Raw genomic sequence first — 26,540 nt, forward strand, 5'->3', positions numbered from 1 at the left:
ACGTCTCCCCCTTCTACACTATAGTACACTAAAATACCTTGCCTCAGGGTGAGAAAATACCATAGCCGTTACAGACGCTTCTGGCTCCATCATAAATCCTTCTGTTAATGAAATACCTATTTCTTCTGGATGAATTAAGCGAAATAATTTTTCTTGATCAGCAAGTTCTGGGCATGCTGGATAACCAAATGATACGCGTATTCCTCTATATTTCGTACGGAATCTCTCTTCCATCGTCAGTTCAGGTGAATCTGGAATTCCCCAACGATCACGAATGAGCATATGTGTTTTTTCAGCAAGTCCTTCTGCTAATTCAAGTGCTAACGACTGAATCGCATGACTGCGTAAATAATCTCCCTTCGCCTTCCATTCCTCTGCAATATCTCGAACCCCTTCTCCAACGGTAACAGATAAGAAAGCGACATAATCCATCTCATCTCCAATCGGGCGTATATAATCTCCTAAAGTACGGTATGGTGCTTTTCCTTGTCTCGGAAATTCAAATCGCTCTATAATACGTGTGTGATCTTCCGGATCGTATATAATTATATTTTGTCCATCACTTTGCGCCGGGAAAAATTGATACACCGCTTTTGGGCGTAACCAAGATTGTCCTTCTTGTAATAATTCATCAATTAAATAATTTAGCTCATGTGCTCTTTTATCCCCTTCTTGCAAGAGTTTTTTTACGTTTCCTTTTAACCCAAGATGGTGTCCAATTAACATTTGTCTATTTAAAAACGGTGCAAGATGAAGGGCAGGAATATCCCGTAATACAACTCGTTTCGTCGAATCTGGCACTATAACAGGTGCTTTTGGCAACGGCTCAATAACTGCGGGAATTTCTATTTTTTTCTCCTCTTGTTTCACAATATGAAGATGGCGTTCCTTTTTATCTCGCTTCATCTTTTCACGTTCTTCTTCCTTTTGTAATTTGTTAATAATATCAAGACCTGTCATTGCATCACTTGCATAACATACGAGCCCTTTATAAGATGGAGAAATACGATTATCTGTAAATTTCCTCGTTAGTGCTGCACCACCTACAACAATTGGAATATCAATATTCGCTGCTTTTAAATCTTCAGCAGTCGTTACCATTTGTTGCGCTGATTTTACTAACAAACCAGAAAGGCCAATAATATCAGGTTTCTTTTCTTGTACTTCTTGAACAATTCGATCCGAACGAACATTAATTCCTAAATTAATAATTTCATATCCGTTATTTGATAAAATAATTTCAACAAGGTTTTTCCCAATATCATGTACGTCTCCTTTAACAGTCGCTAATAATACTTTCCCTTTTTTTGCACTCTCACTAGATTCCATATGTGGCTCTAAATAACTTACGGCAGCTTTCATACTTTCAGCACTTTGCAATACTTCAGCAACGATAAGCTCATTACCATTAAATAATCGTCCCACCTCATCCATTCCTGTCATAAGCGGCCCGTTAATAATATCCAGAGGTTTTCGTCCTTCTGTAAGCGCGAGACTTAGATCTTCTTGTAGTCCTTGCTTCGTACCTTCCACAATATAATTTGCCAGTCGTTCATCAAGCGTTAGCGTTTCTTGTGTAGCGACTTCTTTCTTTTTGGCAACACGGTAAAAGTTTGTGAATTTTTCTAACGTCTCTTTCGTCGTTTCAAATAATAATGCATCCGCAAGACGTTTTTCTTCCTCTGGAATTAACGCATAGCGTTCTAATTTTTCCGTATTAACAATCGCATAATCTAATCCTGCTTTCGTTGCATGATATAGAAAGACAGAGTTTAATACTTCACGTCCAGCTGGTGGTAAACCAAAAGATATATTACTCACACCTAGAATCGTTAAACATTCTGGTAACGCTTCTTTAATAAGACGAATTCCTTCTATAGTCGCTGCCGCTGAACCTATATATTCTTCATCACCTGTTCCTACAGGAAACACAAGCGCATCAAAAATAATATCAGATGGGCGTATACCATACTTTTTCGTTAGTAATTCATAGCTTCTTTTAGCAATCTCTATCTTTCTTTCTGCACTAACTGCCATACCATCTTCATCAATTGTCCCTACAACTATCGCAGCACCGTATTTCCGAAGAAGGGGTGTCACTTTTTCAAAACGTTCTTCTCCATCCTCTAAATTAATAGAATTGATAACACCTTTTCCTTGAATATAAGTAAGAGCTTTCGCCATAACATTTTCATCTGTTGAATCAATCATAATCGGTACTTTTAACACTTTCGTAACTTCTGCCAAGAATCTTTCCATATCTTCTATTTCATCACGATCAGGGTCTGCCATACAAATATCAATAATATGAGCATTTTTCTTCACTTGCGCTCTTGCCACTTCAGCAGCCTCTTCAAATTTCCCTTCTGCTACTAATCTTTTAAACTTACGCGATCCAATTACATTCGTCCTTTCTCCAACAAATAAAGGCCTCATAGAATCATCATATTGCAACGCTTCTAGTCCACTAATTCCATGTCCAACCCTTTCATGATGCTCACGAGGATTAATCGAGGCAAGCGCCGATTTCATTACACGTATATGTTCTGGTGTTGTGCCACAACAACCACCAATAATATTAATCCATCCTTCTTCAGCAAAACGTTTTACTTTTTCAGCAAGTGACGCTGGAGATTCGTGATAATGCCCATCTTCATCAGGAAGACCAGCGTTTGGATAACACGAAATATAACACTCCGATAAATCAGATAGGGAACGTATATGTTCCCTCATAAATTCTGGACCAGTAGCACAGTTTAATCCAACCGATAATGGCTTCATATGCTCTACCGATAAATAAAAGGCTTCGATCGTTTGACCCGCTAAAGTCGTTCCCATCGGTTCAATTGTTCCAGAAATCATAATAGGTACTATTTTGTTTAGTTCTTCAAACGCCGATTGAATTCCAATGTACGCAGCTTTCACATTACGCATATCTTGACTCGTTTCAACGAGTAATACATCAACTTCTCCTCTTAATAGTCCTCTCGCTTGCCTTGTATAGGCTTCAATTAACTCTTCAAAAGTCACACCACCTGTAACACTAATCGCTTTCGTCGTTGGTCCCATCGCTCCCGCAACATACACTTCTTTCCCACTTTCTTTAACCGCTTGCTTCGCCAAAAGCGCTGCCCTTTCGTTTAACTCTTCATCTAAATGAGACAATGCATAATCACTTAATACAATATTTGTTGCACCAAACGTATTCGTTTCAATAATATCTGCTCCAGCTTCAATGTAGACTTTATGAATATTTAAAATAACATCCGGTCTTATTTTTACTAAATATTCATTACAACCTTCGTATTCTTCTCCTCCAAAATCTTCCGCTGTTAAGTCTTCTTGCTGGATCATCGTTCCCATTGCACCATCTAATATTAAAATTTCATGTTGTAATCTCTCTTCTATTCGTTTCATCAATTAATACCTTCTTTCACTTCTTGCTTTTCTCTCACATATTTCACGAGATGTTCTGTAATTTCATATTTTAAAAACGGTGTAATAAGATAAATACCGTTAAAGTATTTCATCGCCGCATCGATCAACTCTTGTGAAATACGAATCCCTTCCTCTATGGCTGCCTCTTTCGTTTCATGTCCATCCATTCTTTGTCTTATCTCTTCAGGGAGAGTAATACCCGGCACTTCAAAATGAAGAAAATCTGCGTTCCGCTTACTTACTAACGGCATAATTCCAATAAAGATAGGTTGTTCCAAATGCTTTGTCGCTTCATATACTTCTTCTATTAAAGCAACATCATATATCGGCTGCGTTAAGAAATATTCAGCACCAGCATCAATTTTTCGTTCCATTCGCTTGACCGCTGCTTTTAAATGCCTTACATGAGGATTGAATGCACCTCCAACAGAAAATCTTGTTGCCGGACCAATTGATTTCCCTAAAATAGAGCGACCGTCGTTCATCTCTTTAATCATTTTAATGAGCTCTATCGATGACAAATCATATACAGAAGTTGCACCTGGGAAATCACCAACACGCGCTGGATCACCAGTTAAAGCTAGCACTTCCTCCATACCTAATGCTGATAATCCAAGTAAGTGAGACTGTAGTCCAATGACGTTATGGTCTCTACACGTTAAATGCGTCAATACTGGAATATCATGCTTCGTTAATAATGCACCCATAGCCATATTCGAAACACGAGGAGATGCTAATGAATTATCTGCTAGAGTAATAGCATCCGCTCCAGCCCTTTTCAGTGCTCTTGCCCCTTCAAAAAAACGCTGCGTGTCTAACGTTTTCGGTGGATCTAATTCCACTACAACTGTCGTTTGTTTCTTTGCCTTTTCTGCTAGAGTAACATGAGCTCTCGAACGCTTCTCATGTGTATGGACCACTTTAGGCCTTTGAATCGTCTCCTTTGCTATTACAGGTGCAACATTTGCAATAGCACGTTTCATTCCTTCAATATGTTCCGGGGTAGTACCACAACAACCACCTAATAAACGAATACCTTGTTCAATAAATTTCGGTGTCATTTCTTCAAAATACGCTGGACTTCCCTCATATACGTAACGCCCTTCCACATAATTCGGGAGACCTGCATTCGGATATGCTGATAAATAGCCATTTTGAGGAATCGATATCATTTTGAAAGCTTCCGTCATGTGAAGCGGGCCTAGTTGACAGTTCAACCCAACAACATTGGCACCGTAATCCAAAAGCTGTTTTAATATTTCATTGACATCATTCCCATTTTGAGTCGTACCTGCCTCATGTAACGCTAACTGAGCAACAATCGGAATATTCGTTTGTTTACGCAATACTTTAACGGCATGCAATAATTCAAATTCATCATAAAAAGTTTCTAATAGTAATCCATCAACCTGTTCTTCTAGTAAAGCACCTGCCTGCTCAAGTAACATAAATTCTCGCTCTATATCAGTCGTTGTAACAGCACCAATATGTTTCATACCTCCAATTGTCCCTAAAATTGCATTCCGATCTGTTACTGATGCTTTCGCAATATTCACTGCCGCTTTATTAATTTGGACAACTTGATTTTCTAGACCATACATGCGGAGTTTCGCTTCATTCGCACCATACGTATTCGTTTGAATAACATCCGCTCCAGCAGCTACATATTGTTTATGGATCGATATAATTAAGTCCGGATCAGACAAATTCAATTCTTCAAAACTACTTTGTAAACCATGCGAATGTAATAACGTTCCAACCGCACCATCACCTATTACAATTCCTTTTGATAATAAATCTAGTAATTTCACGAATCTCCCTCATTTCTATCAATATAAAAAACCCCCTCTTCGCTTTGAAGAGGGGGACATAATTGTTCCTCCTCTTATCATGCAAAACACACGTTTTGCAGGTTTTAGCACCGTTTCAAACATTTAGTTTGAAGGTTGCCGGGTTTCACAGGGCCTTTCCCTCCACCGCTCTCAATAAGAGTTTGTCTTTATTATTTTATTTATGTAGCTAAAAGGAAATACGTTCCCCTTTTAACAATGTTTGTTAATTTTTTTATAAATTTAGCACGCACTAAAATAAAAGTCAATGACACTTGCGGAAAAATAAAAATTATTTAAAATAGAGTTGCAATTCAATTATCTTTTGTTGTAAAGTTAAAACCATAATAAAATTTCATACGAACATTCTTATCTAGAGAGGTAGAGGGACTGGCCCTTTGACGCCTCAGCAACCATTAACATTCATTCGTTAATAAGGTGCTAATTCCAGCAAATTGTGAAAGATTTGACAGATGAGAAGAAGACTCTATTCAATCCGAAAGCCTTCTTCTTAGAAGGCTTTTTTTATTTTCACTTAGTCGTTCACTTTAAAAAGGGGGAATTTTCACATGTCAACAATCGAAACAAAACTAGCACAAATCGGGAACCGTAGCGAAGCTACAACAGGAACTGTTAATCCACCTGTTTATTTCTCAACTGCTTATCGTCACGAAGGAATTGGTAAATCTACTGGTTTTGACTATTCAAGAACTGGAAATCCGACTCGCGGTCTTTTAGAACAGGCAATTGCAGACTTAGAAAGCGGTGAGCAAGGTTATGCCTGTAGTTCAGGAATGGCGGCTGTTCTCCTTGTCCTTTCACTATTCCGTTCCGGAGATGAGCTTATCGTATCTGAAGACTTATACGGGGGAACATATCGTCTATTTTCCGAACATGAAGACAAGTGGAATATTCGATGTAGATACGTAGATACACAATCTATTAAACAAATTGAGCAAGCAATCACATCTCAAACGAAGGCTATTTTCATAGAAACACCGACTAATCCATTAATGCAAGTAACTGATATCGTAAGTGTAGCAAGTGTAGCGAAAAGGCACGGACTACTTCTTATTGTAGATAACACGTTCTATACACCTTATATACAGCAACCATTAACAGAAGGTGCAAACATCGTCCTTCATAGCGCAACTAAATATTTAGGCGGTCATAACGATGTACTAAGCGGACTTGTCGTTGCGAAAGGGAAATCTCTTTGCCAGGAGCTTGCTCATTACCATAATGCCTCTGGTGCTGTCTTAAGCCCGTTTGATTCATGGCTATTAATTCGAGGGATGAAGACTTTAGCACTTCGCATGAAGCAGCATGAAGAAAACGCTCATGCAATTGTTGCTTATTTAAATGATGAAGATGGTGTGACAGATGTATTTTATCCAGGAAGAGGTGGTATGATTTCATTTCGCCTTCAAGATGAAACTTGGATTAATCCTTTCTTACAATCTTTATCCTTAATTACATTTGCTGAAAGTCTTGGCGGCGTCGAAAGTTTAATGACTTATCCAGCAACGCAAACTCATGCCGACATTCCAGAAGATGTTCGAACAGCACGTGGTGTGTGTAATCGTCTTCTCCGTTTTTCAGTCGGCATCGAAAATAGCAACGACTTAATTCAAGACTTAAAGCAAGCAATTAAACTTGTAAAAGAAGGTGTAAGAATATGAGTTATTCCATAGATACGCTTTTACTGCATAATCAATACAAGCATGACTCACACACAGGAGCTGTTAACGTTCCCATCTATAACACATCAACATTCCATCAGTTTGATGTAGATGCTTTCGGAAAGTATGACTATAGTAGATCTGGAAATCCAACACGTGAAGCTCTTGAAGATATCATTGCTTTATTAGAAGGCGGGACAAAAGGATTTGCCTTTGCATCAGGCATTGCAGCCATTTCTACTGCATTTCTCCTTCTTTCACAAGGTGACCATGTTCTTATTTCAGAAGATGTATATGGAGGCACTTATCGAATTGTTACTGAAGTTCTCTCCCGTTATGGTGTTTCACATACATTTGTGGATATGACCAATGTGGAAGAAGTAAAAGAAAACATTAAACCAAATACGAAGCTCTTTTATGTAGAAACACCTTCTAACCCACTTTTAAAAGTGACAGATATTCGTGCTGTTTCTAATCTTGCAAAATCTATTGGTGCTCTTACTTTTGTTGATAATACATTTTTGACACCACTATTTCAAAAACCGCTTGATCTTGGCGCAGATGTCGTTCTTCATAGTGCTACAAAATTCATTGCCGGTCATAGTGATGTTACTGCCGGATTAGCAGTTGTAAAAGATGCCGAACTCGCTCAAAAACTTGGATTTTTACAAAATGCATTCGGCGCTATTTTAGGTCCTCAAGATTGTTCTCTCGTACTTCGCGGCCTAAAAACATTGCATGTACGTCTTGAGCATTCAGCTGCAAACGCCAATAAAATTGCACACTATTTACAAGAGCACACTAAAGTTCAAAATGTCTATTATCCTGGCTTACAAACACATCTTGGATTTGACATTCAACAATCTCAAGCTACATCAGCCGGAGCTGTCCTATCTTTCACTTTACAATCAGAAGACGCACTCCGCCAATTTTTATCAAAAGTAAAATTACCTGTCTTCGCAGTTAGTTTAGGAGCTGTCGAATCGATTCTTTCCTACCCAGCTAAAATGTCACATGCAGCACTGTCGCAAGAAGCTCGTGATGAAAGAGGTATTTCTAATTCATTACTTCGGTTATCCGTTGGCCTTGAAAATGTTGACGATTTAATATCCGATTTTGAAAATGCCCTTTCTTATGTAGAAGAACCTGTAAATGCATAGGACGAACAGAAGATATGAAATTAAGTTTTCATATCTTCTGTTTTATGCCGTTAAGTATATTTTTTACTTTTCGTATAGTTCATAAAAAAACGAAAGAGCACCATCTATTTCCAAGTAATGAATTAATTGATATATTAAAAAGTAAAAAAGGGGCAAAAATAATGGATACTTGTGCAGATGTTTTAATCGTTATCGATTTACAAAATGGGGTATGTTATAGCGGAGAGCATTTATTTGATTTACAAAACTTGCTTACAAAAGTAAATAAAAGAATTTCTTCCTATAGAAAATCAAATAAACCAATCATTTTTGTTCAACATTGTGATGATGATTTAGTACCCGAAAAAGAACTTTGGGCTATTCATACCGATCTAGATGTTCAAGAACAAGATTTTTTTGTAAGAAAAACACATGCAAATTCATTTTATAAAACGAACTTAAAAGAGATTTTAGACCAATTATCTGTACATCATATTGAATTTTGTGGTGCCCAAACAGAGTACTGTATGGATGCTACGATTAAATTTGCCCATGGACTGGGATACGAAAACTTCATGGTACAGAAAACAACCTCTACGTTAAATAATCCATTTATGTCCGCAAAAGAGACAATTAATTTTTATGAGAATATATGGAATCACAGATTTTTAAAATTGATACAAGATGAACTCTAGAATAAATGACTAATGACTTAATTATTCTAAGATTTATCAGTTACATCCAAACATTTCATTATCATCATAATGAAGCTGATCATAATCAGCTTCTTTTCTTTTAACCTGTTATATATTCTATATATAACATTATAATTCCTTTGTCATATTATTTTAAAAATTTTGTATATTCATTTGAAAGAATAAGAAAATCATGATAAAATTGTGTTACGAATATATCTATATCTTTCAATTTTTGAAACGCATCAAAATTTTCACTCAAAAATGTCATTTTACAAAACTGTGCAAATTTATCTATTTTATTTACATCAGGGTCTCTTTTCTTACAATTTCTTTACTTTAGGACTTTTTTTCTGCAACAACTGTTTTCTTTTCTTTGATTTTTTGGTATGTATAGTATGGTATAACAGCTCACACGGAGGTGGAAAAGAACATGTTAGAAACCTTTCAAAAAGAAATAGAACTATATGAAAGCAATGCAGAATTATTGAAAGTGCTTGCTCATCCTGTTCGCTTATGTATTGTAAAGGGATTAATTGAACGTGGCCCAAGCAACGTTTCTACAATGTACACAGGCTTAAACATGCCACAATCTACAATTTCACAGCATTTAGCAAAGTTAAAAAGTGCTAAAATCGTTTCTAGTGAAAGAAAAGGATTGGAAATTTACTACAAAGTAGAAAACGAAACAATTATTCAACTCGTTCGTGTATTATTAGGTTAGGGACCTATAGACAGAGAAAAAGAGTGTATTCTATATTTTTCATCTCATATCTTTAATATAAATATATATCATGAGAGAAAATATATAATGCTACATAATTAAAAGTCGTATTAAAAAACAAGACACAGAAAATACTGTGTCTTGTTTTTTTCATATCGTTAAATATTGATTCAAAAGTAAATTCTTCATATCTTTTGTGTGTATAACAACATCGAAAGCATTACCTAATCCTCCGTTCAAAATCATAGAGCGAATAGCTCTATTTAGTTTTTGAGTTTCAGAAAAAGGGTTGGTATCTTGATGGCTAGCAAGCTGATCTAATATTCCTGCTGCTAACAAAAACTCTGATTGCTTCCTATGCCATATCGTATTAATTCCGTGCAGCTCAAAATTCATCTTCAACTCATCCCAATGAACATGCGTAGTAAGGTCCATTTCTCCTGGATATGCAAGAGGATTACGAATTAGCTTGTGCTTATAATATCCTCTTAAACTTCCTTCACGATGTGCAGGATGCATCCATTCTTCTTTTGTATATCCATAATCAACTGTAATACATATACCTTTCTGAAACCATTTCGCAATCTCTTCTATATACTCTTCCATTGCAATAGGCACTTCAAAGCGCTGTCCCTCAGCAATATGAATGTTATATTTCAATAAGTAACGACCGACTCTTTTCTCTATCGGTCTAAATACTTCTGTAAGGTTTCCCTCATCTGTATACGTGATACGTACTTCATACAAAATTCCATTTCTTTTCTCAACTATCTCAACAGGAAACGCATCAAATAATTCATTCGAAAAAATAATTCCTTCGAAAGACTCTCCCATTTCAATATAAGATGTATAATACGACACATTATCAAATAAGCAAAGCCTCTCCTGTTGTAGCCTTCTATGAAAAGGGCTCACTTCAATAATTGAATAGTTTAAATTGATAAAGGTTTCCGGAGATAATTGTTTCCATTCTTGTAAAACATCATAGGCAAACTTTCCTGTTCCCCCACCAATCTCACAAATATTTGGAGAAACTTCTCCCTTTTCAACAAGCCGAATAAAAAACTTAGCAAAAGTCTTCGCAAATACAGAAGATACATTGCTACTCGTAAAAAAATCTCCCTGTCTTCCGATTTTTTCACGTTCTCTCATATAATACCCATGTTCCTCTGCATATAATACGAGGTTCATATACGTACTATATGAAATCGAATGATCCTTTTCTTTTCCCATCCATTCTCTTAAATTGAGCTCCATCCCCATAATGACTCCTTATTGTAAAAATGGATTATTTTCTTTTTCAAAACCAATGCTTGTTTCTGGACCGTGTCCACATAGCACCGCTGTTTCATCTGGTAATACAAATAATTTCTCTTCAATACTTCCAATTAATTCAGCAAAACTTCCACCAGGTAAATCCGTTCTTCCAATACTCATTTGGAACAATACATCTCCAGAAAATACAGCATTCGCTTCTTTACTGTAATAAGAAATACTTCCTGGAGAATGTCCTGGTGTCTCAAAAATTTCAAAACTAAAAGAACCGATCGTTAATGTACCCTCTTCGTCAATAATATGGTCTGCTGGTTTTGCTGTAATACTGCGGTTCATCATAAAAATTTGCGAGCCATTCACAGTTGCATCTCCTAACCAATCCGCTTCTTCTTTATGTACGTATACAGGAATATGAAAAGCGTCTCTCACGGCATCAACAGCACCAATATGATCAAAGTGAGCATGTGTTAATAAAACCGCAAGTGGCTTTAACTGCGCTTCCTGTAAATATGTAACAAGTTTCTCTCCTTCATGACCAGGATCAAAAATAATACACTCATTTTGATCATTCGTTAAAATATAAGCATTTGTTTGTAATGGGCCTAAAGGCATTTGTATCCATTTCATATGAAAATCTCCTCCAGTTATTTAATTTACTTTTAATGATACAACATTTCTTTCTCTTAGGAAAAGAAGGCGTGTTATCTCGACAATCATTTTTAAAACATGTACAATATAAAAGAGTAAATATTCTAAAAACTCATCATAAGGAATGAGTAGACAGAGGAGGATATTGTATGGGCCTTGTTATTATTTTTACGCTAGTCACTCTGTTAGCTGTATTTGCTACGCTTAGAACACTTCGCGAAAAAAACTTATTCGCGGGCGGCTTCGCTATTGCAACCGTACTTGTTTTCGGATGGTTTACAATCATGACTGTTCTATATAATGGGTACCCACCAGCTTAATCCATTTACATTTTTATTCTCCAACAAGATCTTGCATAAAAAGAGGAAGGGGGCCCCTTCCTCTTTTCATTATTCACAACTTATATTATCTTCCCCTCGTATTTGTGCTTTTTTACAAGCCACGCTCCTCCAATTACACCTGCATCATTACCAAGTATTGCAATTGCTAACTTTGTGCTCTTTACAGCACGAGAGAAAGCATATTGCTCGAAATAACGTTGAATTGGCTCTAATAGTGCGTCTCCAGCTTTAGATACGCCACCACCAATTACGATTTTCTCTGGGTTCAACGTACTAGCAAGGTTCGCTACAGCTAATCCTAAATAAGAAGCTACTTTTTCCACTACTTCACCTGCTAGTTCGTCACCTTGTCCAAGCGCTTCAAACACATCTTTTGATGTAATAAGCCCTTCTTCTGCTAACATGGAACGTAAAACACTTTCTTTATCTGTCTCTTGTATTTGTTGCATAGCAACACGTACAATACCTGTTGCAGAGGCTACCGTTTCTAAACAACCCGACTTCCCGCAATTACATGGAAAAGCGTTCTCTGTAACAACTGTAATATGTCCAATCTCACCAGCAGCACCGCTTATACCATGTACAATCTCACCATTGGCGATAACACCACCACCAACACCAGTGCCAAGTGTCATACAAATTAAATCTTTTGCTCCTTCACCAGCACCTTTCCACATTTCACCAAGCGCCGCTAAGTTTGCATCATTATCAATAACAACAGGTAATCCCGTTTCTACTTCTAGTAAATCTTTTAACGGATAGTTTTTCCATCCTAAATTAACCGCTTCATAAATCATTCCAGTTGCCACATGTACAGGACCAGGAGCTCCCATACCAATACCAATTAGCTTACTTTTTAATTCACCTAATTCTTCTAACTTTTTATCAATAGCTTTCGCTACATCAAGTGTAATATGTTTTCCTTGTTCATTTGTATTCGTAGGGATTTCCCACTTATGTAAAATTTCACCGTACACATTAATAAATGCTAATTTAATCGTTGTACCACCAAGGTCAACACCAACTAACCATTTCTCTTCCATGTTACGTACCTACCTTTATCTAATTCTTATTTAGCTCTTTTTGAATTTCTTGCTTCAATAAAAATAAAGCTGTTTGATAGTCTTGTGGATCGATTAGCTGTGATTGATTTAATTCACGCAATTCATCTTGCATTAATTGTAAATCTGCAATTCGATCACCCGTATAAATAATCGTACCAAATTTCTTTAGCAATTGCTGAATATCATAAATGGATATCATTTCATCACCCTTTATGCTCACTTACTATAAAAAAATTATAATAAGAAAACGTTCACATATTTTATTATAATCAAGAAGAAAAAGTCTCGTCAATTTTTATTTGTCTATACAAGCCCATTTATAACCATTGTTCCTTTTTCTGTAATAATTTTTTCTACATTTTCATCAAATGGCTCTACTGGAATATGTTCTACCATTTGAAAACTATAAGCTAATGATAACGCTTTCCCTTTATAATGTACGAGATAACGATCATAATAGCCACCGCCATATCCAATCCGTTCTCCTCGCTCTGTATAAGCTACGCCTGGCACGATTTGAAGATCAATTTCATCTGCATTCACTTCTTCCGTAAGCGCTGGAATTGGTTCACGTAAATTCATATACACTGTTTCTAATTGATCAAAATTACTAATTTTCCGGAAAGACATCGTTCGTGTTCCTTTATTACACTTCGGAACAACAACTTTCTTTCCTTCTTCCCAAGCTTTTTCGATAATAGGATATGTATTCACTTCATTTTCCATTGAGAGGGTGATTCCAATTGTTTTAGCTTCAATCCACTCTTTTTGCGCATACAACGAAGCTGCAATTTTCTCTGATAAAGTTGTATACCGTTCTTCTGATAAAGAATTCATGTGTTCTATTATTTGTTTACGTAAACGTAGTTTCTCTTCTCTCACACATTTTCCCCCTCACAGTGACACTTTGCTCTACGATGATAGTGTATCACTTTTAACAGAGGAACCGAATAAAAAAAGAAACAGTAGGAAAATATTCCTACTGCTTACTTTGTTTCACGGTGTAACGTAGACTTCTTGTCACGCTTGCAATACTTTTTAAGCTCGATACGCTCAGCGTTGTTACGTTTGTTTTTCTTTGAGATATAGTTACGATCTCCGCATTCTGTACATGCTAGAGTAATATTCACACGCATTCTTATTTCCCTCCAGTACTAATAACTTAAATCAGACTATACTATAATACCACTTTTAAAATAAAAATTCTACACCTTTTGATATTGTCTAATTTTTTCTATAAGATTTTTCATGTTTTCCCTTGCTATTACTGGGTTTCTAGCATGCGAATACACTAAAAATTTCGGTTGTTTTGTGTCAGAAACGATATAAGACCACTCTTTTTCGGTATATTTGAACTGTACTCCTTCAAATATACCTTCTTCCTTTCTTTCCATATCAGCCAATAATTTCCTCATTACTTTCCCTTTTTCATTCCATGAACATACAACTTCATCACAAAGTAGATAGAGCGGAGGTGATTGCTCTACTATGCTGAGAAATGTTTTTCCCTGCAATGCTATTAGCTCGAATAATTTTCCAATTCGATATAAAATATCTCGCTTCCATCTCGCTTGAAACGACTTTTTTTCATCCTGCGTATAAAATAGAAGGTAACATTCTCCTAATTTCAAAGACATCGGGTAAATATTTCCTGCCGATTCAAGTAATAAATCTGGAATATCTACCTCTTCAAAATCTGTTCCCTGGTAAATATTACTATGATTATCATATAACTCGAAATAATTTCCTTGCTCTGAAAACATAAGTGCCATATTTGCTTTACTTGATTTCATCAAGGCTTTCACATGATGCTTTTGTTCGCCCGCATAAATCCATGTAACTGTGCATCCGAGCCTTTGCAAAAAAATCATAAGTAAATGTTGTAACATATCATTTCTCTTATTAATAAGAAGATGAAACTTCTGTTTTTGTATCGTTTCAATATCAATATGCTCTAACACAGCTTCTACATAATTATTTACAGAAACGTGAACTAGCTTATTTCGTCCCATTTCTTTCTCACAAGCGTAATAAAACGACTCAGACATATATACTTGTTCTATCGCTTTTTGCTGCTTATACGTTAAAAATGAGCCCTCCTTACCATACAATTGTATAACAATCCCTCTTTCGCTTTCCACTTGAACGAAAACTCCACCTGCACATTGCAAATTATGAATGGCATACTGAAAAAGCGACTCATTCATTTCTTTACATTCCATCGTATGAATCCCGCTGCCATGAATGGCATGGAGGAATAAATTTTTAAAGGAAGTTGTTTCTATATTTTCCTGACTTCCAATCAATATACTCTCTCCTTTAGCAAAAAGAGATCCATAAGCCATTGCAACTTTCACAATAAATTGAGGAGTAATTTCAACATTACCCCTTCCTACAATCCGGCTTTTTTGTAACCACCCTGCACTCTTTTCACTCTCTTTAACACCGGCAGAACCTACTATCGAATGACTATCTATCTCCTTATATGGCCATATTTTTCCTTTTTGCTTAATTACTGTACTTTTCCCTATATGACAATGGTCCGCTACAATACTTTTTTGAAAAAGTGTAACATCATCTTCGACCATTGTATAATCTCCTATTGTTGTTTCTAACAACTCACAATTTTTTCCTATATGAGAATTTGCAAAAATGATGCTTTTTTGAAGATGAGAATAACTTGAAACGATACTATTTTTCCCGATAATAGAGTACGGTTCAATTACAGCCCCTGCACCAATCATTGCTCCTTCTCCAATAAAAGAAGGGCCATGAATTTTCGTCCCTTTTCCTATCGTTACACCTTCTCCCATCCACACCATCGGTAATACTTCTGTATATGGAATAGGCACCTTCAATTTTTTCGTCAACAAATCGAATTGAGCTTGCCGATATTGATCAAATGTACCAATATCTAGCCAATAGTCTTCTGATAAATATGCAAATAAAGCATTTTTATTTGCCAATAAAGGAAACACATCATGACTGAAATCCGAAAATTCCATGGATGGTATGTAAGAAAAGATTTCTGGCTCCATTATATAAATACCTGTATTCACAATATTAGAAACTACCTCATTCCAGCTCGGCTTTTCTATATATCGTATAATTTCTTGTTCTTTATTCATTACAACTAAGCCAAATGAGAGTGGGTTTTCTACTTCTTTCACAAACATCGTTACCATTCTCTTCTTCTGTTCATGAAATGCAATTCCTTCTGATAATTGAAAGTCAGTTAGTGCATCCCCACTAATAACAACAAATGTTTCATCTAAAAAACTTTCCGCTTGCTTAATACTCCCTGCTGTTCCAAGCGGAGGAGAATCTTCAAAATAATACAAGTTAACTCCCCACTTACTACCATCACCAAAGTATTGCTTAATGGCAGTACTCATATATTGAACTGTAATTGCAATTTCACGAATACCATGCTGACGTAATAATTCAATATTATATTCAAGAACTGGTTTTTCTAACAATGGTAACATCGGTTTTGGAGTATTACATGTTAATGGTCTAAGGCGTCTCCCTTTTCCTCCAGCTAAAATAACCCCCTTCATATACTTCAGCCTCCACTTATATAATGTTCAAGAACTCCGTATATCATTTACCCCACATTAACTGCAGTAAAAGTCCGGTTTGGTATGATCTAACAATTAGCGAGAGACAGCCCCACTAATTAAAGCCTCACTTTATAAATAAATGTACCTTTTAACTCCCACCAAAAAGAAAGCGCTTACCATTAACTTGGTAAAATAATTAATAAGACGTAACTAACATATATGTACTTATTTTTCCATTAATTATGATACATCTTATCATCATAGACTAAAGGAAACAACGAGCTTTTTTTGTCATGTTTTGACTAAAAAAAGCAGGTGATTTCTCATCACCTACTTTTCCCCCTACTCATTCAATAAATAATGCTTTCCTTTTACTACATAAAATACATTCTCGGCAATATTTGTAACATGGTCTGCTACACGCTCAATATATCTAGCAACAAAGGATAGTTGTGTAATTTGTGTAATCGCTTCTGGTTGTCCAGGGATAGATGAAATAAATTCACGAATCGCCTTCCCATAAATTTCATCAACTGAATCATCCATTTCAGCAATTTGTTTAGCAAAAGTTAAATTTTCTTGCTCATATGCTTCTAATGCTAAATTTAACATCTTATGAGCAATCTCAAACATTTCCTCAAGATTATGTAAACTAACAACCACTTCTTTTTCACCAAGACGAATTGTTGATTTCGCAATATTAACAGCATGGTCTGCAATACGTTCTAAATCTGTCGCTGTTTTAATTGAAATGAAAATTCTTCTTAAATCACTTGCTACAGGCTGCTGCTTTGTAATAAGCATAAGCGCAAGGTCATTTATTTCCTCTTCTAAATTATCCATGCGATAATCCCCATCAATGACTTCTAACGCTTTCTCTACATCCCTGTTGTGAAGACCTTCCATAGCAATCAATAAAGCTCCACTTGCTAACTCACCAAGCTCGATCACCTTTTGCTGTAACGTTTTTAAATCACATTGAAACTGTTCTCTTACCATCATTTCTTCCCCCTCAATATTATGTGCCATTTTATATAAAGTGAAACTTTAATCAGTGTGGGGGTTTTTCATCCCCCACTGATTATTAGCCTTCATCAATCGGGCGTTTACGGGCAGCCCGACTCCCACCTAACTTCTTTGCTCCATCCGAGTTTTGAGTTGGGAGTTTTACTGCCCGGCAAATAGCGGGATAAATCCCCTACCCAGCCTCTTGTATGTTTATTAAGCCTTAAGAAAAGAGAAATATTACTCCCCTATTTAAAATGAGGTGAAAATGAGAAATGCCCTCTGTTAAGAGGGCATTTACTCTTAGCCTTGCTAGCGATATCAACCAAATCGTCCTGTAATGTAGTCTTCTGTACGCTTATCTGCAGGTGTTGTAAATAATTTGTTTGTATCTGTATATTCCACAACTTCTCCACTTAAGAAGAAAGCAGTTTTATCTGAAATTCGTGCTGCTTGTTGCATGTTGTGCGTTACGATAACAATACTAAAATCTTTCTTTAACTCCTGAATTAATTCTTCTACTTTTGATGTTGAAATTGGATCTAGCGCCGATGTTGGCTCATCCATTAAAATTACGTCTGGCTCAATCGCTAAGCAGCGTGCAATGCATAGACGTTGTTGCTGACCACCAGATAAACCGTATGCATTATCATGCAAACGATCTTTTAACTCATCCCAAATAGCTGCGCCGCGCAAGCTATTTTCAACAATTTCATCAAGTGTTTTTTTGTCACGAACACCATGGATTTTCGGACCATATGCTACATTTTCATAAATAGATTTTGGGAATGGATTTGGCTTTTGGAACACCATACCCACATGCGTACGTAATTCTTCAACCGGATATGATTTATCAAATATGTTTCGTTCTCTATATTCGATAACGCCCGTAGTTCGAACGATAGGCACTAACTCTACCATACGATTTAGCGTTTTTAAGTATGTTGATTTCCCACAACCACTTGGACCGATAATCGCTGTTACTTCATTCTCATGAATACTTAAGTTGATATCTTTTAAAGCATGGTCTTCTCCGTACCATAAATTTAAATTTTTCGTATCAAATACTATTTTTTTTGGTGCTGTCTCAATCTTTTTCTCATTTTTCACCTGTACATTTACTACTGTTGCTACCATTTGAATTCCCCTTTCATCCACTTCCAACTTATTTTCGATTTCGTAACCATAAGACAAATATATTTATAAAGAGCAACAATCCTAGCAAAACAATCATCCCAGCTGCTGCTACATACTGAAATTCTTCTTGTGGTCTACTCATCCAATTAAAAATTTGAATTGGTAAAACCGTAAATCTATCAAACATACTGAACGGAACATAATTTGCAAAGGCAAGGGCCCCAATAACTAATAATGGTGCTGCCTCACCAATTGCTCTCGATACCGCTAACGTACATCCCGTTACAATCCCTGGCAAAGCGACTGGCAATACAATTTGATACATCGTTTGCCATTTCGTAGCACCTAATCCGTAAGAAGCCTCTAGTAATGAGCTCGGCACAGTTCTAATCGCTTCTTGACTAGCTACAACAACAGTTGGTAAGACGAGTAAACTCATCGTCAGTGCCGCTGCCATTATGCTCTCTCCCAAATGGAGAGCGTATACGAAAATAGTTAACCCGAGTAAACCAAACACAACGGAAGGTACCCCTGCTAATGTTTGATTATTTAATTCAATTAACTTTTTAAAAACGGACTCCTTCGCATAATGCTCTAAATAAAGAGCTGTTCCGACTCCAAATATAAAAGAGACTGGTATAACAATGCTCATAAATAGTATTGTTCCTGACAAAGCAGCGACAATCCCAGCTTCTCTCGGATTACGTGAGGCGAAGTTTGTAAAGAAATCTATTGAAAGATAACTTATACCTTTTTCAAAAATTTGAAAAAGCAATATAAAAAGTATTACTACTGAAAACAAAATTGCTATATAAAACAAACACTTGTAAATCCGATCCTTTAAAAAACGCGATGCCATATTTTCTTGTATGTTCTTATGGTTTAACATTCGCATATTATGTCAACCTCCTAAAACGGCGCATAATATATTGCGAAATGAAATTCATAATAAAAGTAAACATAAATAACGTTGCACCTACAGCATACATGCTGTAATAAGTAATCGTTCCGTGCGGAGCATCACCTAAACTCACTTGTACAATATAGGCTGTTAATGTTTGAATAGAATGAGTCGGATCTATCGATACATTAGGTGTTGATCCAGCTGCAATAACAACAATCATCGTTTCACCAATTGCCCTGGAAGCTGCTAATATAATCGCTGCCATTATGCCCGTAAAAGCCGATGGAAACACCACTTGTTTTACCATCTCAAAACGAGTTGCTCCTAGCGCTAATGAGGCTTCTTTAATTCCTTTCGCTACAGCTCTCATCGCATCTTCAGAGAGAGATGCAATCGTCGGTATCATCATAAACCCTATAACAATACCTGGACTAATAGCATTAAAAAACTGCAAATCTGGTATAACCCGTTGTAAAAGTGGTGTGACAACTGTTAACGCGAAAAAACCATATACAATTGTCGGGATGCCTGCTAGTAGCTCTAACAACGGTTTTAATATTTTCCGAGCACCATTCGAAGCGTATTCGCTTAAAAACACGGCACAACCTAAACCAATAGGAATTGCTACGAACATGGCAATTGCTGTTACAAGGATTGTTCCACATATAAGTGGTAATATACCGAATTTTGGATCTTCAAAAAAAGGTAACCATTCCTTCTCTGTCAAAAAAGAATACAATGATATCTTTTGAAAAAACATGATTGTTTCATTTGCCAACGTAATAATAATTCCAAGTGTCGTTACAATGGACACGCTAGCAATGGCTTTTAGTATTAACGGAACAATTCGATTGATTCGCTGCGTTTTTTTTCTTCTATTTGTATTTCTCTCAATCAAATGTTGTACAGAAAATGTAATTTGACTTTTGTCATTATGAGCCAAAGATGAAAACCCCTTTCCACCCTGACATTACCTTTTTATTTCTGTTAACATTCGCAGCTGTTCATTATATTTTTCTTTTGGTAATTTTACATATCCGACCTCTTCAGCAAGGCTTCCAACATGCTTAATCATAAACTCAACATAATTTGCTACATTAATTTTATTTCTGATAGATGCATGATTCACATACGTAAATAGCGGCCTAGATAATGGCTTATACGTACCCGACTGAATGGTCTCTTTCGTTGGAAATACACCATCCACCTGTATTGCTTTTACCTTATCTCGATTGGCCATATAATAAGCATATCCTACAAAAGCAATGGCATTTTTATCATTCATTACCCCTTGCATAATAACTTGATCGTCTTCAGACAAAGAAACCGTTTTTACAAGGCGATTATTTTGTAGGACAACATTTTGGAAATAATCATAAGTACCAGAGTCTACGCCTGGCGCATAAAATTCAACTTGTTCACGAGGCCATGATGAATGAATTTGTGACCATCGTTTCAATCTTCCATTTTCACTCCATAATAGACGTAACTCGTCTATCGTCATATTGTTTACCCACGTATTTTGACGATTCACAACAATCGTTAGACCGTCATAAGCAACCTCAAATGGTGTAAATTGAATGAATTTTTTCTGCATTGCTTTTTCTTCTACCGGTTTCATCAATCTCGAAGCATTGTTTATATCTACTTCTCCTTTACTGAAACGATTAAATCCTCCCCCTGTCCCAGAAATACTAATAGAAATTTTCACGTTTGGATGGGCCTTTGTATATTCCTCTGCTACTGCCTCTATAATGGGGAAAACCGTTGAGGATCCATCAACTCTCACTTCTCCCATTTCATTTGTAGCGAATGCAGTAGACATATTAAAACAAAGGAAACATGTTGATAATGTCAAAACTTTAATCGATGTGCTCATCCATTTCACGTGTTCTTCCTCCTAGAAGTAACCGGAAATAACAGGATTACAGATATAAGAATACTGCTAAACTATTAATTCGGTTTTAATTATTTGTAAAAGTTTTGTAAAGTCCCACAAAAACAACTGTATACACAAACTTTATTTTCACTTTTGTACTTTAGATGCAGGAAATTTTCTAATCATCCATAAAGCGAAACTTTAATTAGTGGGGGTTTTGTTCATCCCCCCACTGATTATTAGCCCTCAAATGCGGGATAAAACTGCTATCTCCTATCACACACAACAAACTTAGAGCGTATGCACTAATCTTGTTGTGTTCATCGTTTTTGAAACTACATGTTTTTTCAATATTTTATGCTTGTCCACATTTACTAAACCATATGCGTAAGGCATAAAAAAAAGCACACTATCTTTTCAGATAGTGTGCTTTTTTTACAACTTTTTTATTCATCATCTTGATTTTTATTTTTTTTCGCTTTTTCATCTTGCGGAGCTTCACCAGTTAATGCTTGGTTTTTCAAATCAAAGTAAGCATCCATAATTTCACGACTAATATATCCATTAATACCAGTCTTATCATCATGTACCCACGGAACAACAACAGAAAATGCTACTTCTGGATCTTCAAGTGGCGCATAACCTACTAATGTTAAGTTATATGTTTCAACACGCTCACCCTTTGCATTTCTACCAATCTCTTTATCTCCGCCATATACAGTTTGAGCTGTACCTGTTTTCCCAGCGGCTTTATACGGTGCACCTGCAAAGTATTTTGTAGCTGTACCACCTGTATCGTTAAACACTTGTCTAAATCCTTCTTGAACACGTTTAATTTGCGATTCAGGCATATCAATGCGATTTAATACTTTCGGTTCCATGGATTGAACAACTTTTCCAACTTCCTCTGGCTTCGCCGATGGCTGACGTATTTCCTTTACAACTTGCGGTTGCATACGATATCCACCATTCGCAATCGTCGAAATATATTGTGCTAATTGAAGTGGTGTATACGTATCATACTGCCCGATTGATAAATCTAATAAGAAACCTGGTTGATTTCCTTTACCTATTTGACCAGCAGTTTCATTTGGCAAATCAATTCCTGTTTTCACACCAAGTCCAAACTGACCAAAATAGTAACGCATAGTATCGAACGCACTTTTCGGAATATCTAACGTACCGCCTCGTACATATGGAACCCCAGCGATATTCATCGCTGTTTTAAACATATAAACGTTTGAAGACTGTTTTAACGCTGTAAGGTCATTAATATACCCCATCTGTTTCCAAGATGACTTCGTAGGTGTCCCTTTTAATTTAATTGGTTCATCTAACTGTACAGATCCAGGCTGAATCGCACCAGTTTGATACCCCGTAAGTACTGTCGCACCTTTTACAGTTGAACCCATCGGATAAGAACTTGTCATCGTTCCTAATGCAAAATCTTCTACTTTCGTTTCGCCGTCTTTATCCACTAATTGTTTCCCCGCCATAGATAAAACTTCACCATTTTTCGGGTTCATCATTACAACGAATGCACGGTCTAAAAGAGGCTCGCTCCCTTTAAATCTCATTAAGTTTTTTGTAAGAATTTCTTCTACGCGCTTTTGTAATTTCATATCGATCGTTAAATTTAGATCGTTACCTCGTTGTCCTTGTGACACATTAATAGTTTCTAAAATATTACCCTCTTTATCTGTAACATTTCTTACTTCAGCTTTTGTGCCGTGTAAACTATCTTCGTATTGTTGCTCAAGGTAACTTTTTCCTACGCGATCATTACGATTATAATCACGAACAAGATAGTAATCTAGCCTTTCTCTCGGTAACCCTTCATCAGAAGAAGTTACACCACCAAGTACACTTCGGAACATATCGTCATACTTATATTTTCGCTCCCAGTCAACATTTGTATCTACGCCTGGTAATTTCGCTAAATTTTCACTAATAATCGCGTATTCTTCTTCTGTTGCACCTTTTTTAACGATTTGCGGCGTCATTGCATATCCGCTTTCCATCTTGCTTTTGATCGCCAATATTTCTAAATCTTTTGCTGACAATTGATTAATCTCTTCTTCTGTTACACGATTTCGTTGACGTTCATCTAGTTCTTTATCTTCAATTTTATTCGCTTTAAAATCTTCACGATCTTTTTTTGTGATTTTTGCTTCTGCTTCTTCTTTATGTAAAGCAAGCCAATAATCTTTCTTATCGCGATCTGTTAACTTATCTGTTGGGACTTCAATTAAATCTGCTAACTTTTTCGCCGTTTCTAAGCGATCTGCTGCAGTTGATCCCTTCATTTTTGTAAATGTAATTGTACGAATAGGCTCATTATCTACGACCGCTTCTCCATTACGATCAAATATTTTCCCGCGTGGTACAGGATTGCTTATCGTTGAATTTTCTTTTTTCTCAACTTCATTTTTATATTCCTCACCACGAACAATTTGTACGTATCCAAGCCTTACAATAACCGCGGAGAACATTAAAAACACGCAAAAAAACAACACGTTTAACCGAAAGGGAACGTGGGTTTTTTTCTTTGTCTGGTTCTTTTTCTGCTTCTTGCTCATACAAACCCCCTCTACCAACAGCTATGTAATGTGAAAGGGACACCTTCATACAGGTGCCCTCACTGCTGTCTTACATCTTTTTCTATTCTAGCATAAAACACGCGATAAGTTAACCTTCTGGTTCAGTTTGATTCTGTGTGCTCCCTTGCGCTACAACACTGGTTTTGTTCACATTCCCCTCATCATATTTGACATTTTTAACTGCAAAATAAATAAGGAAATGTCCAGCTCCTAAAATACATAGTAAGAAAGGTAAACTTTTTTCAGGCGGAAAAAATATGACAGCACATAAAAAACTTAAAATGGAACAAATTCTTCCAGCATTTAACCATAATTCCCTGACCACTATATATTCTACACGCCATTCTCTCGCCTGTTTTGCTCTACCAATTACATCGTATGTCATGGAGCCGTACGGAACGAGTAAAATAGGATATGCAACCGCAATACATGCTGCATAAATAAGTAATTTCGTATATGTAACATTAAAAATAACTAAAAATACAACCGCGTATAAAATAATACCGCCAAGTAAAATTGCTTTTTTTCGCCATTCTTTCTTTAACATACGAGCAACTAAATAATAGCATACAAATGATACTGCAGAATTCACTAAACTATATTTCCCTAGTGCTAACTCGCTACCAGATGCTAAATAGACATATACCGAAATAACGAAAATAAACGTTCCCTCTCTCAAACCTTGGAAGAAATGAGCGCGCGTAATTCTTCCCCAGTTTTCATCAACTTGCCGCTCTTTCAATACTTGCACAATTTCATAGCGTCCTTCACATTCCCTCTTCGATAAAAAAAAGCTTAGAACGACTGCAACCGCAAATAGCATTAACGAGAGGAAGAAAACGACAGTATAACCACTCCATTTTTCCATACGTGAAATTGTATATCCTGCTGCTATCGGTCCAATCATTCCAGAGAACGATGTAAGAAGTCCTAGAAAACCGTTAAAAAAATCTCTTGTTTCTGGTTCTGTAATCTCAAATGTTAACAAGTTAAAAGCGAGCCAATAAAAACCATAACCAACTCCTAAAAGGGCTCCCATTAATAAAATATAGTGAGATGCACTTTTTCCCGCTACTAAAACGACGATAAAAAAAACAGCTAACGTGCCTACACCGATTCTCAATAAAATCGAGCGATCAATACGTTTCGCTAATTTCCCGCCCACAAGAAATGTTAGAGGCTGCAATACAACGCTGGCCAAATTATACAAGCCCAGATTCACATAATTTTGTGTTTGCTTCCATAAATAAATGTTTACAAACGTATTCGATAAAGAAATTGCGAGCGTGTATAAACCTCCTATAACGAGCAATAATACTAAATCCCGATTCACTTCAACATCACCGATTACATGTTTCCACTTCATACACAACTCTCCTTTACTTCATGTTCTAGTCTTCCAAAAACAAGCTCAATTATGTAAAAGGAGAACATAGAAAAAAGCTAGGAGAAAACCCCCTAGCTTTTTTCTAGCTGTATTAACTTTAATTATTTTGCTTCTTGGTAAAGTTTTTCAGCAACGTTCCAATCTACAACGTTCCAGAATGCACCGATGTAGTCAGGACGACGGTTTTGGTAATTTAAGTAGTAAGCATGCTCCCAAACATCTAAACCGATAACTGGAGTTTTACCTTCAGTTAGAGGAGAATCTTGGTTTGGAGTGCTTGTTACTTCTAACTCACCATTGTTTACTACTAACCAAGCCCAACCAGAACCGAAGCGAGTTGCGCCAGCTTTTGCGAATTCTGCTTTGAATGCATCGAAGCTACCGAATTTCGCTTCAATCGCAGTTGCAAGTTCGCCTACTGGTTGTCCCCCGCCGTTTGGAGATAGGATTGTCCAGAAGAATGTATGGTTAGCATGTCCGCCACCATTGTTACGTACTGCTGCACGGATTGCTTCAGGTACTTCGTTTAAGTTTGCAACTAATTCTTCAACGCTTTTGTCAGCTAATTCTGCATGACCTTCTAAAGCAGCGTTTAAGTTTGTAATATACGTGTTGTGATGTTTTGTATGATGGATGTTCATTGTTTCTTTATCAAAGTGAGGTTCTAAAGCATCATACGCATAAGGTAAATTTGGTAATTCGTGTTTTGCCATTGTTATATTCCTCCCGGTTTATGTATTGTCACTACATATGTGACCTACAACTTCATTCTACCCTAATTGCCATAGGGTGCAAACAAATAAATCGCTTTGTCTTGCTATCATTAAAGTAGCAAAATTCCCACTTCTTTTCAATTAAAATGCTCATATATTCCGAAAAAAAGCTTCCTTCTACAAGGAAGCTTCCTGCTGACATAATAAACATATGAAATGGATATGGACCCTGTAGGACTCGAACCTACGACCGGACGGTTATGAGCCGTCTGCTCTAACCAACTGAGCTAAGGGTCCACGATTATGTATGTACCATTAAAAACAACTAAATTCCAATCGGATATATCGTTTGAAAAATGTAAGATAAATTTACCATATACGAAAGAAAAGTGTCAATTGTATTTTTCTCTACTAAAAGAAGTAAATTAATAAGAAGGAATTTAGTCCTCTCTACTATATGTAAATATAATATATCTTGAGCTTCTCTAGATTCGTACGTTACAATGATTTTATACAT

23 protein-coding genes, 1 tRNA gene and 2 riboswitches are annotated in these 26,540 nt (G+C 36.4%); of the genes, 5 read left to right on the plus strand and 19 right to left on the minus strand.

Annotated elements, in window-relative coordinates; genetic code table 11:
- Nucleotides 1-18: 18 nt before the first annotated feature.
- Nucleotides 19-3,417, minus strand: coding sequence for a methionine synthase (metH, locus tag ABH960_RS12300; RefSeq protein WP_404445425.1), 3,399 nt, complete (start codon nt 3,415-3,417; stop codon nt 19-21).
- A complete protein-coding gene (locus ABH960_RS12305) occupies nt 3,417-5,249 on the minus strand; it encodes a bifunctional homocysteine S-methyltransferase/methylenetetrahydrofolate reductase (protein ID WP_002190677.1) in 1,833 nt (610 codons plus the stop codon). The genes metH and ABH960_RS12305 overlap by 1 nt, the downstream gene beginning before the upstream one ends.
- 71 nt (nt 5,250-5,320) lie before the next feature.
- Nucleotides 5,321-5,430: riboswitch (SAM riboswitch) on the minus strand.
- A 203-nt stretch (nt 5,431-5,633) separates the two neighbouring features.
- A riboswitch (SAM riboswitch) is annotated at nt 5,634-5,747 on the plus strand.
- An 89-nt stretch (nt 5,748-5,836) separates the two neighbouring features.
- Here ABH960_RS12305 and ABH960_RS12310 point away from each other — a divergent pair.
- The 4 genes from ABH960_RS12310 to ABH960_RS12325 all read left to right on the plus strand — a co-directional run bounded on the left by ABH960_RS12310 (nt 5,837) and on the right by ABH960_RS12325 (nt 9,507).
- Complete coding sequence (locus tag ABH960_RS12310) at nt 5,837-6,949, plus strand: methionine biosynthesis PLP-dependent protein (protein ID WP_404445428.1); 1,113 nt, start codon at nt 5,837-5,839, stop codon at nt 6,947-6,949.
- Nucleotides 6,946-8,109, plus strand: coding sequence for a cystathionine beta-lyase (metC, locus tag ABH960_RS12315; protein ID WP_404445431.1), 1,164 nt, complete (start codon nt 6,946-6,948; stop codon nt 8,107-8,109). Before ABH960_RS12310 ends, metC begins: the two co-directional genes overlap by 4 nt.
- Nucleotides 8,110-8,270: 161 nt before the next feature.
- Nucleotides 8,271-8,783: a cysteine hydrolase family protein gene (locus ABH960_RS12320; RefSeq protein ID WP_061674819.1), complete on the plus strand. Its 513-nt coding sequence runs from the start codon at nt 8,271-8,273 to the stop codon at nt 8,781-8,783.
- A 433-nt stretch (nt 8,784-9,216) separates the two neighbouring features.
- Nucleotides 9,217-9,507, plus strand: coding sequence for an ArsR/SmtB family transcription factor (locus ABH960_RS12325; RefSeq protein WP_000894375.1), 291 nt, complete (start codon nt 9,217-9,219; stop codon nt 9,505-9,507).
- A gap of 150 nt (nt 9,508-9,657) precedes the next feature.
- Here the strand turns inward: ABH960_RS12325 and ABH960_RS12330 are convergent, their stop codons facing one another.
- On the minus strand, nt 9,658-10,770 hold the full coding sequence (locus tag ABH960_RS12330; protein WP_219303545.1) for a class I SAM-dependent methyltransferase: 1,113 nt from the start codon (nt 10,768-10,770) through the stop codon (nt 9,658-9,660).
- Nucleotides 10,771-10,779: 9 nt separating this feature from the next.
- Nucleotides 10,780-11,409 (minus strand): MBL fold metallo-hydrolase, encoded by a 630-nt coding sequence (locus ABH960_RS12335; protein WP_002015137.1) that lies wholly within the window; start codon nt 11,407-11,409, stop codon nt 10,780-10,782.
- A gap of 170 nt (nt 11,410-11,579) precedes the next feature.
- Between ABH960_RS12335 and ABH960_RS12340 the strand changes: the two genes are divergently transcribed.
- Nucleotides 11,580-11,750 carry a DUF2759 domain-containing protein gene (locus ABH960_RS12340; RefSeq protein ID WP_002034036.1) on the plus strand — a complete coding sequence of 57 codons (171 nt, stop codon included), beginning with the start codon at nt 11,580-11,582 and terminating at the stop codon, nt 11,748-11,750.
- A gap of 80 nt (nt 11,751-11,830) precedes the next feature.
- Here the strand turns inward: ABH960_RS12340 and glcK are convergent, their stop codons facing one another.
- The 15 genes from glcK to ABH960_RS12415 all read right to left on the minus strand — a co-directional run bounded on the left by glcK (nt 11,831) and on the right by ABH960_RS12415 (nt 26,540).
- Nucleotides 11,831-12,814 carry a glucokinase gene (gene glcK, locus ABH960_RS12345; RefSeq protein WP_404445437.1) on the minus strand — a complete coding sequence of 328 codons (984 nt, stop codon included), beginning with the start codon at nt 12,812-12,814 and terminating at the stop codon, nt 11,831-11,833.
- 19 nt (nt 12,815-12,833) lie between these two features.
- Nucleotides 12,834-13,034: a YqgQ family protein gene (locus ABH960_RS12350; protein ID WP_000623706.1), complete on the minus strand. Its 201-nt coding sequence runs from the start codon at nt 13,032-13,034 to the stop codon at nt 12,834-12,836.
- A 104-nt stretch (nt 13,035-13,138) separates the two neighbouring features.
- Nucleotides 13,139-13,717, minus strand: a complete 579-nt coding sequence (locus tag ABH960_RS12355; RefSeq protein WP_404445441.1) for a 5-formyltetrahydrofolate cyclo-ligase — start codon at nt 13,715-13,717, stop codon at nt 13,139-13,141.
- A 104-nt stretch (nt 13,718-13,821) separates the two neighbouring features.
- Nucleotides 13,822-13,971, minus strand: coding sequence for a 50S ribosomal protein L33 (gene rpmG / locus ABH960_RS12360; protein ID WP_001265616.1), 150 nt, complete (start codon nt 13,969-13,971; stop codon nt 13,822-13,824).
- A gap of 69 nt (nt 13,972-14,040) precedes the next feature.
- The gene (locus ABH960_RS12365) at nt 14,041-16,395 is read right to left on the minus strand and encodes a sugar phosphate nucleotidyltransferase (RefSeq protein ID WP_404445446.1); all 2,355 of its coding nucleotides are present in this window, start codon (nt 16,393-16,395) and stop codon (nt 14,041-14,043) included.
- 345 nt (nt 16,396-16,740) lie between these two features.
- Nucleotides 16,741-17,397, minus strand: a complete 657-nt coding sequence (gene phoU / locus ABH960_RS12370; RefSeq protein WP_002015145.1) for a phosphate signaling complex protein PhoU — start codon at nt 17,395-17,397, stop codon at nt 16,741-16,743.
- A gap of 327 nt (nt 17,398-17,724) precedes the next feature.
- Nucleotides 17,725-18,540 (minus strand): phosphate ABC transporter ATP-binding protein, encoded by an 816-nt coding sequence (gene pstB, locus ABH960_RS12375; RefSeq protein ID WP_002088644.1) that lies wholly within the window; start codon nt 18,538-18,540, stop codon nt 17,725-17,727.
- Nucleotides 18,541-18,568: 28 nt separating this feature from the next.
- On the minus strand, nt 18,569-19,435 hold the full coding sequence (pstA, locus tag ABH960_RS12380) for a phosphate ABC transporter permease PstA (RefSeq protein WP_002088645.1): 867 nt from the start codon (nt 19,433-19,435) through the stop codon (nt 18,569-18,571).
- A gap of 1 nt (nt 19,436) precedes the next feature.
- Nucleotides 19,437-20,387, minus strand: coding sequence for a phosphate ABC transporter permease subunit PstC (gene pstC, locus ABH960_RS12385; RefSeq protein WP_404445450.1), 951 nt, complete (start codon nt 20,385-20,387; stop codon nt 19,437-19,439).
- Nucleotides 20,388-20,414: 27 nt separating this feature from the next.
- Nucleotides 20,415-21,332: a PstS family phosphate ABC transporter substrate-binding protein gene (locus ABH960_RS12390; protein WP_404445453.1), complete on the minus strand. Its 918-nt coding sequence runs from the start codon at nt 21,330-21,332 to the stop codon at nt 20,415-20,417.
- Between the two features lie 437 nt (nt 21,333-21,769).
- Nucleotides 21,770-23,902, minus strand: coding sequence for a peptidoglycan D,D-transpeptidase FtsI family protein (locus ABH960_RS12395; protein WP_404445456.1), 2,133 nt, complete (start codon nt 23,900-23,902; stop codon nt 21,770-21,772).
- Nucleotides 23,903-24,011: 109 nt separating this feature from the next.
- Nucleotides 24,012-25,289, minus strand: coding sequence for an MFS transporter (locus ABH960_RS12400; RefSeq protein WP_002015154.1), 1,278 nt, complete (start codon nt 25,287-25,289; stop codon nt 24,012-24,014).
- Between the two features lie 122 nt (nt 25,290-25,411).
- Nucleotides 25,412-26,023, minus strand: a complete 612-nt coding sequence (gene sodA, locus ABH960_RS12405) for a superoxide dismutase [Mn] (protein ID WP_404445459.1) — start codon at nt 26,021-26,023, stop codon at nt 25,412-25,414.
- Between the two features lie 223 nt (nt 26,024-26,246).
- Nucleotides 26,247-26,320 (minus strand) — tRNA-Ile (locus tag ABH960_RS12410).
- A gap of 28 nt (nt 26,321-26,348) precedes the next feature.
- A complete protein-coding gene (locus ABH960_RS12415; RefSeq protein ID WP_002034057.1) occupies nt 26,349-26,540 on the minus strand; it encodes a hypothetical protein in 192 nt (63 codons plus the stop codon).

This window comes from Bacillus sp. RC252 (assembly GCF_044909215.1).
In the GTDB taxonomy this organism is placed as follows: domain Bacteria; phylum Bacillota; class Bacilli; order Bacillales; family Bacillaceae_G; genus Bacillus_A; species Bacillus_A mycoides.

What these genes read in the sequence shown, in the direction of transcription:
- ABH960_RS12330 (WP_219303545.1), bottom strand. Translation starts at nt 10,770, where the DNA reads ATGGGGATGGAGCTCAATTTAAGAGAATGGATGGGAAAAGAAAAGGAT.
- ABH960_RS12365 (WP_404445446.1), bottom strand. Translation starts at nt 16,395, where the DNA reads ATGAAGGGGGTTATTTTAGCTGGAGGAAAAGGGAGACGCCTTAGACCA.
- metC (WP_404445431.1), top strand. Translation starts at nt 6,946, where the DNA reads ATGAGTTATTCCATAGATACGCTTTTACTGCATAATCAATACAAGCAT.
- ABH960_RS12395 (WP_404445456.1), bottom strand. Translation starts at nt 23,902, where the DNA reads ATGAGCAAGAAGCAGAAAAAGAACCAGACAAAGAAAAAAACCCACGTT.
- ABH960_RS12320 (WP_061674819.1), top strand. Translation starts at nt 8,271, where the DNA reads ATGGATACTTGTGCAGATGTTTTAATCGTTATCGATTTACAAAATGGG.
- phoU (WP_002015145.1), bottom strand. Translation starts at nt 17,397, where the DNA reads ATGGTAAGAGAACAGTTTCAATGTGATTTAAAAACGTTACAGCAAAAG.
- metH (WP_404445425.1), bottom strand. Translation starts at nt 3,417, where the DNA reads ATGAAACGAATAGAAGAGAGATTACAACATGAAATTTTAATATTAGAT.
- pstA (WP_002088645.1), bottom strand. Translation starts at nt 19,435, where the DNA reads ATGCGAATGTTAAACCATAAGAACATACAAGAAAATATGGCATCGCGT.
- ABH960_RS12340 (WP_002034036.1), top strand. Translation starts at nt 11,580, where the DNA reads ATGGGCCTTGTTATTATTTTTACGCTAGTCACTCTGTTAGCTGTATTT.
- ABH960_RS12335 (WP_002015137.1), bottom strand. Translation starts at nt 11,409, where the DNA reads ATGAAATGGATACAAATGCCTTTAGGCCCATTACAAACAAATGCTTAT.
- rpmG (WP_001265616.1), bottom strand. Translation starts at nt 13,971, where the DNA reads ATGCGTGTGAATATTACTCTAGCATGTACAGAATGCGGAGATCGTAAC.
- ABH960_RS12415 (WP_002034057.1), bottom strand. Translation starts at nt 26,540, where the DNA reads ATGTATAAAATCATTGTAACGTACGAATCTAGAGAAGCTCAAGATATA.
- glcK (WP_404445437.1), bottom strand. Translation starts at nt 12,814, where the DNA reads ATGGAAGAGAAATGGTTAGTTGGTGTTGACCTTGGTGGTACAACGATT.
- ABH960_RS12310 (WP_404445428.1), top strand. Translation starts at nt 5,837, where the DNA reads ATGTCAACAATCGAAACAAAACTAGCACAAATCGGGAACCGTAGCGAA.
- ABH960_RS12400 (WP_002015154.1), bottom strand. Translation starts at nt 25,289, where the DNA reads ATGAAGTGGAAACATGTAATCGGTGATGTTGAAGTGAATCGGGATTTA.
- ABH960_RS12350 (WP_000623706.1), bottom strand. Translation starts at nt 13,034, where the DNA reads ATGATATCCATTTATGATATTCAGCAATTGCTAAAGAAATTTGGTACG.
- ABH960_RS12325 (WP_000894375.1), top strand. Translation starts at nt 9,217, where the DNA reads ATGTTAGAAACCTTTCAAAAAGAAATAGAACTATATGAAAGCAATGCA.
- pstB (WP_002088644.1), bottom strand. Translation starts at nt 18,540, where the DNA reads ATGGTAGCAACAGTAGTAAATGTACAGGTGAAAAATGAGAAAAAGATT.
- sodA (WP_404445459.1), bottom strand. Translation starts at nt 26,023, where the DNA reads ATGGCAAAACACGAATTACCAAATTTACCTTATGCGTATGATGCTTTA.